Genomic DNA, 5,976 nt, shown 5'->3' on the forward strand with positions numbered 1-5,976 from the left:
GGGGCGGCGGCGCAGGTTGGTTTCGGCTCCAGCCTGGAGGAGCGCGTTTCCAAGGCCGATGCCTACAATTCGCCGGGCTGGAAACGGATGCAGGAACGTCAGGCCACCCGACCCGTCAGCCAGCCCCGCGAGGCCCGCAACGTAGTGATCGACGCTGAGGCGCTGTCGGCCTATGTCCGGGGCGAACGGGTGTTCCACCAGAAATTCGGCTACGGCGAGATCACCGGAATCGAAGGCGACAAGCTGGACGTCGATTTTGATCAGGCCGGGTTGAAGAAAATCGTCGCGCGCTGGGTGGTTCCGGCGGATCAGGTAGACGACGTCCCGTTCTAAGCCGCACGACCCCGGACGACGCATCGAGGACGCGGCAAATGCGAACGGCCACACACCCGAATGGTTCTGCGGTTCGTCAGTTTCAGGCGGGCATTACGTACCTGAAGTCTTGATGCTTGGCAGGACGCTGCTGTCGTCTTCCGACAGCTGCTGAACCTAAGTCACACGGGGATCTGGTTCGGGCCTTCTGCGTGAAAGCTGGTACCTTTGTGCTCAACTTGGCTGGAGCTGCTGTTGGTGGCCACTTTGCTGTCACCATTGGCGATCATTGCCACGTTCGAGGCGGTGAAGTTCGAGTTTATGTTGAACCTGCGCGTTGTCAGACACTGACCCTCTGGCGTAGGTCGCAGGTCCTTGCCGGGTCGCCTACTACGGCGCCCACGTCCGCGTTGATCACCGAAGCAGTCGCAACCTTGGTCGAGATCACTATTGAGTTGTCGACCTGCACTTAGGGCCCGCCGTCATGGAAGAGCGCGACACGATCCGTGCTGTATCGCGCTGGTCTGTAAGCAGTGCGCATGCAGATATTGCACGCGCTTAGTCGACTTCTGATTTCCGCAGAAATGCTCTTGCACGAACCGCCCACATTCGGGTTTGGGTTGAATTCTGTCTGAACCTGGTTAACGGAGCGTTCGACAAAAGACGCTGACGCGATACTGCGACGCGCCGCTCTCGCAACGGCGCATCCGCCAAATCAGGCAAACGGGCGTCAGCTACCTTGTTTGGGGGGCATGGCGTCGTGGCGCAACCGCTCCAACCCGTAAACGGCCAGCCCCGCCGTCAGCCCCCAGAATGCCGCGCCGACGCCGAACGCGGCAACCCCGGACCCGGTCACCGCAAGGGTCATTATGGCGGCAAACCGCTGTGGCGGCGCTGCGAATGCCCCACTCAGCGCCCCCATCAGGGGCCCGAGCAGCGCAAGCGCGACCAAGGCTGTCACCACTTCGCCCGGCAATGCGGCTAGCACAGTAATGATCAGCGGGCTTAGCAACCCCAGGGCCACCCAGGCACCGCCGTAGGCCAGCCCTACCTTCCAGCGCTGATTACGGTCCGGATGCACCTCTGGGCCCAGACAAATCGCAGCAGTGATCGCCGCCATATTCACCGTGTGCGCCCCGAAAAAGGCGGTTATCGCCGAGATTACGCCTGTCGCCCGCAGTGCCGGGCCTACCGGCGGCTCGTAACCAGCGGCGCGCAGGACTGCAAAGCCGGGCAGATTCTGCGACGCCATTGTCACCAGATACAACGGTACTCCAAGCCCAATGATGACTGACAGCCGGAACTCCGGCACGATCAGGGTCAGAATCGGCACGGGCAGGCCAAGTTCGGGCAGCGTGGTTCCGGTGATCAACGCCAGGCCAACCCCGCCGCCAAGTGCTGCCAGCACCGCAAAGGCCGGGCTGAACATCCGCACCACCACAAACAGCGCCACCATCGGCAGCACGATCAGCGGCAGCGCTTGGGCCGCAAGCGCCCCTTTAAGGCAAAATGGCAGCAGTACCCCCGCCAACATTCCCGCAGCGATCCCGTCCGGGATTCTGGCAACCAACTGGCCTAGGGCGCGCCATGTCCCGGTCAGCAAGATCATTGCGCCCACTGCCACAAAGGCACCCACCGCCTCTGCCATGTTGATTCCGCCAGTCGCGGCAATCAGCGCCGCCCCCGGCGTTGACCATGCCAGCACCACCGGCACACGGGTGCGCCATGACAACAGCGCCGATCCCAGCGCCTTGCCGAGCGATATCGCCAGCAGCCAGCTGGCCGTTTGGTCCACCGTGGCCCCGACTGCTGCAGCCGCAGCCAAGACAATGGCCACAGACGCGGCGTAACCGACCAGCGCCGCCACCAAGGCAGCCGAAATCACTGACAAGCGCATGCGGCCTCCGATCATCCAGAGCGGACTATCGGGACCGAACGCAGGCGGTTCAAGGGAAGAAAGCAGTCGCGGCGGCTCTTCGGGAGGAGGTTAAGAGCCGCCGCTCCAGTCATCGGCCCCCAAGGGAGGAGGAAGGGCGCCGAAACCGATAAGGGCGCGGCGATGCCAAGGAGGAGGGAGGCATCGCCGCTGGTTCAGGTGACCCGAGGGAGGAGGAGTGGGCCGCCTAAATCTGTTCACTAACTATATGGAGCCGAAACTCCGGAATAAAAGGGCGGCGATGCCAGGGAGGAGGATTGGCACCGCCGCTTGTCGCAAGAACCCCTCGGGAGGAGGGTAAGGGGCTTCACGAAAACTTATTTGCCGTAAGCGGCCTCACGGGCCACATCGCTGATGCTAAGGCGGCTGATGCCAAGGTCCGCCAGTTCGCGGTCGCTCAACGCGGCAAGTTCACGCACTGTGGTCGCATAAAGGCGACGCTGGGCAAGTGCGCCGAGGAAGGTCGTTCTTGCCGCCATCAAACGATCGATCAGACCATTACGGGCGACGCGGGTGCTGTTCACATAAGTCATTTTCTCAAGCCTCATTTGAATTTGCGGGCAACGTTCTGTCGCGCTGTTAGGGGTAACATGGGACAATTGCTGCGGCTGCACAATAGTTGGGGTGTGCAATGCTGCCATGCAGCGTCCGCATGGCTTCTGTCACGGAATTGTTATGAAATTTCCGCCGCTTCGCTGGAATTTTGAGCATTTGGTCAAGACGCTCTTGCCCTTGTGCTGAAACATCACGACGTTGGTCCAAAGATTGTGCGCTGGAGGAACGGAACGTGGTCGAACGACAAGAGGTGCTTGGGCTTCTGGCACAGGTGGCGGTGCCCGGTGGAGGCAATCTGGTCAGCCGCGACCTGATTCGTGCGCTTACGGTGGAGGGGGGCAAGATTCACTTCATCATCGAAGCACCTACCCCTGAGGATGCCCGTGCGCTCGGCTCCGCGCAGGCCGAGGCTGAGGCCGCCTTGCGCCGCCTGCCCGGCGTCGTGTCGGTGCAGGTGGTCATGACTGCACATGGGCCAGCGCCGAAACCGCCCAGCATAAAGATCGGCCAACATCCCACCCCGCAGCAGGGTGGCCCGCAGCGCATTTCGGGCATCGACCGGATCATTGCCATCGCCTCTGGCAAGGGTGGGGTCGGCAAGTCCACCGTCGCCTCTAACCTTGCTGTTGCTCTGGCGCGCCAGGGCCGCCGCGTAGGGCTGCTCGACGCCGATATCTACGGCCCCAGCCAGCCCAAGATGATGGGCGTTTCCAAACGCCCCGCTTCGCCCGACGGCAAGATCATCGAACCACTGGTCGCCCATGGTGTCACCATGATGTCGATCGGCCTGATGCTGAAGGAAAACGAGGCCGTGGTCTGGCGCGGCCCGATGATCATGGGCGCGCTGCAGCAACTTCTTGGTCAAGTTGCCTGGGGCCAGCTTGATATCCTGATCATCGACCTGCCGCCCGGTACCGGTGACATTCAGTTGACACTGTGTCAGCGCACGCATCTGACCGGGGCGATTGTCGTGTCCACTCCGCAGGACGTGGCGCTTTTGGATGCGCGCAAGGCGGTTGATATGTTCGACAAGCTGAAGACTCCGGTGCTTGGCCTGATCGAAAACATGTCGACCTACATCTGCCCCAACTGCGGGCACGAGGCGCATATCTTCGGCCATGGCGGTGTAGCGCTTGAGGCTGCCAAGCTGGGCCTGCCGTTCTTGGGCGAGCTTCCGTTGGCGCTGGAGGTTCGCGTGGCCGGTGACAGTGGCACGCCCATCGCCGCAGGGCGGGGCCCGCACGCCGACGCCTACGCCAAGCTGGCTGCACGGCTGGTTGCAGGCGGCATGGCCTGACGGCGCGATCTAGGGCGTGATCAGGGCATGACAGCATACCAACCAGTTGATGTGTTACTTTGGACAGCAAACCACACCCGACTCGCTTCAGGAGGTTTCGATGCCCACTGAGATGGAAGTCCAGACCAACCCTGATGACCGCGTGATGAAGGGCGTCATCCCCTATCTGGTGATCCCCGGAAAAGCCGGTGCAGCGACCGATTTCTACATCAAGGCCTTCGCGGCCAGCGACCTTGGCCGGATGCCCATGGAAGACACCGATGATCAATTCATGCACATTCAGGTCGAAATCAACGGCGGGGCTTTGATGCTGACCGACTACGCCGATGTTGGCGTGAATAACCAAGGTGAAGGCCCGATGCCACGCGGCCATCTGCAACTGGTGCTGGCGGATGGTCAGGCCTGGTGGGATCGCGCCGTGGCTGCGGGCTGCACCGTCATCGCCCCCTATGAACGTCAGTTCTGGGGTGACAACTGGGGCCTGCTGCTGGACCCGTTCGGCATTCGTTGGGCGATCATGCAACCTGGGCCGCAGGGGTAACTCTGCCCTTTTGATTGCCGGTCGCGTTGCAGGCCGCGTCGCTAGTTCCAAGTCAAAACGAGGACTGAACCAATGACCAATTCCATTCGCACATGCCTCTGGTTCCGTAATGGCCGTGGCCGTGAAGCTGCTGAATTCTACTGCAGTCTTATCCCAGGCAGCCAGGTTGGGCGGATCTTTTCGGGTGATGCCGGGCAGGGCACCTTTTCGGTGATCGACTTCAGGCTGGGCGGCGTTCCGTACCAAATCCTCGACGCCGGGCCCCATTTTATGTTGACCGAAGCTGTGTCGATCTCCGTCGAGACCCCTGACCAGGCTGAAACAGACCGCCTTTGGACTGCGCTAACCGCCGACGGCGGGCAGGAAAGCGTTTGTGGTTGGTTGAAGGACCGCTTTGGAGTCTCATGGCAGATTTTTCCCAAGCGGCTGACTGACCTGACCCTCAGCACTGACAAGGAGGTATCGGATCGGGCGATGGCCGCGATGATGAAGATGCGCAAGATCGACATTGCTGCGATCGAAGCCGCCGTCAGAGTGATCTGAACCGAGTGATGCTTTCTTGCGCGCGAACCCAAGACATTGAACATCTGGCCGGACGTCCGGCTTGTGGATGCAGGACATGCGGACGATCAGGATCATCGAGCACATCTCTCTCGACGGTGTGATTCAAGGGCCGGGCGGGCCGGAGGAAGACCCAACCAACGGCTTTGCTCACGGCGGCTGGGCGTTCTTGCACCACGACGTTCCGGGCGGCGAGGCCATCGACAATGCCCAAGGCGCGGGCTTTGACCTTCTGCTCGGGCGCAAGACCTATGATATCTTCGCCGGGCATTGGCCGCATCAGTCCGGCCCCATGGCGGACAGCCTGAATGCTGCACGGAAATACGTGGTGACCCACCGACCGGAAACCCTGGACTGGGGTCCGGTTGAGGCGCTGGACGCCGATCTTGCCGCAGGCATCCGCACCGTAAAGGCTGGCAACGGCGCCGACTTGATCGTCTGGGGCAGTTCTACCATCACGCCGCTTCTGGTGGCGGCGGGACTGGCAGACGAGGTCGTGCTATTGGTCTTTCCAGTTTTTATCGGACACGGCAAACGGTTCTTTTCCGAAGCTGTTGACCCAACCGAGCTGGTGCTGGTCGACAGCAAGGCAACACAATCAGGTGTGACTATTGGCACCTACAGGCCCGCCGGGCGAATGCGGACAGGAAGCTTTGCCGAGGTATCCGCATGACCGGACTGGTTTCGAACAGGACGCCAACGGGCCAGAAACGGCCAGCCAGAGTCAAACCCGTCGCGATGGCGTTAGAATGACGCGTGCCCCGCGCGGCGAAG

At 61.7% G+C, this 5,976-nt stretch carries 6 protein-coding genes and 1 pseudogene; 5 read left to right on the forward strand and 2 right to left on the reverse strand.

Annotated features, from left to right (window positions below; genetic code table 11):
- Positions 1-333, forward strand: a pseudogene (locus tag RMO18_RS14555) (DNA helicase II); the annotation flags it as partial.
- 709 nt (positions 334-1,042) lie between these two features.
- Here RMO18_RS14555 and RMO18_RS14560 read toward each other — a convergent pair.
- Both RMO18_RS14560 and RMO18_RS14565 read right to left on the reverse strand, forming a co-directional pair.
- Entirely contained in the window at positions 1,043-2,209 is a 1,167-nt protein-coding gene (locus RMO18_RS14560; protein ID WP_309666844.1) for a benzoate/H(+) symporter BenE family transporter, read from the reverse strand.
- Positions 2,210-2,565: 356 nt separating this feature from the next.
- Entirely contained in the window at positions 2,566-2,796 is a 231-nt protein-coding gene (locus RMO18_RS14565) for a DUF1127 domain-containing protein (RefSeq protein WP_309666845.1), read from the reverse strand.
- 239 nt (positions 2,797-3,035) lie between these two features.
- On the opposite strand from RMO18_RS14565, the gene RMO18_RS14570 reads away from it, so the two are divergent.
- From RMO18_RS14570 to RMO18_RS14585, 4 genes are all read left to right on the forward strand, one after another.
- Positions 3,036-4,100, forward strand: coding sequence for an Mrp/NBP35 family ATP-binding protein (locus RMO18_RS14570; RefSeq protein WP_309666846.1), 1,065 nt, complete (start codon positions 3,036-3,038; stop codon positions 4,098-4,100).
- A 100-nt stretch (positions 4,101-4,200) separates the two neighbouring features.
- A complete protein-coding gene (locus tag RMO18_RS14575; RefSeq protein ID WP_309666848.1) occupies positions 4,201-4,641 on the forward strand; it encodes a glyoxalase/bleomycin resistance/extradiol dioxygenase family protein in 441 nt (146 codons plus the stop codon).
- A gap of 72 nt (positions 4,642-4,713) precedes the next feature.
- A complete protein-coding gene (locus RMO18_RS14580; RefSeq protein ID WP_309666850.1) occupies positions 4,714-5,184 on the forward strand; it encodes a VOC family protein in 471 nt (156 codons plus the stop codon).
- A 76-nt stretch (positions 5,185-5,260) separates the two neighbouring features.
- Positions 5,261-5,875, forward strand: a complete 615-nt coding sequence (locus tag RMO18_RS14585; RefSeq protein ID WP_309666852.1) for a dihydrofolate reductase family protein — start codon at positions 5,261-5,263, stop codon at positions 5,873-5,875.
- Positions 5,876-5,976: the final 101 nt, after the last annotated feature.

The sequence above is a fragment of the Tabrizicola sp. genome (assembly GCF_031377265.1).
In the GTDB taxonomy this organism is placed as follows: Bacteria; Pseudomonadota; Alphaproteobacteria; order Rhodobacterales; family Rhodobacteraceae; genus JAUYQR01.

What these genes read in the sequence shown, in the direction of transcription:
- RMO18_RS14585 (WP_309666852.1), top strand. Translation starts at nt 5,261, where the DNA reads ATGCGGACGATCAGGATCATCGAGCACATCTCTCTCGACGGTGTGATT.
- RMO18_RS14560 (WP_309666844.1), bottom strand. Translation starts at nt 2,209, where the DNA reads ATGCGCTTGTCAGTGATTTCGGCTGCCTTGGTGGCGGCGCTGGTCGGT.
- RMO18_RS14580 (WP_309666850.1), top strand. Translation starts at nt 4,714, where the DNA reads ATGACCAATTCCATTCGCACATGCCTCTGGTTCCGTAATGGCCGTGGC.
- RMO18_RS14565 (WP_309666845.1), bottom strand. Translation starts at nt 2,796, where the DNA reads ATGAGGCTTGAGAAAATGACTTATGTGAACAGCACCCGCGTCGCCCGT.
- RMO18_RS14575 (WP_309666848.1), top strand. Translation starts at nt 4,201, where the DNA reads ATGCCCACTGAGATGGAAGTCCAGACCAACCCTGATGACCGCGTGATG.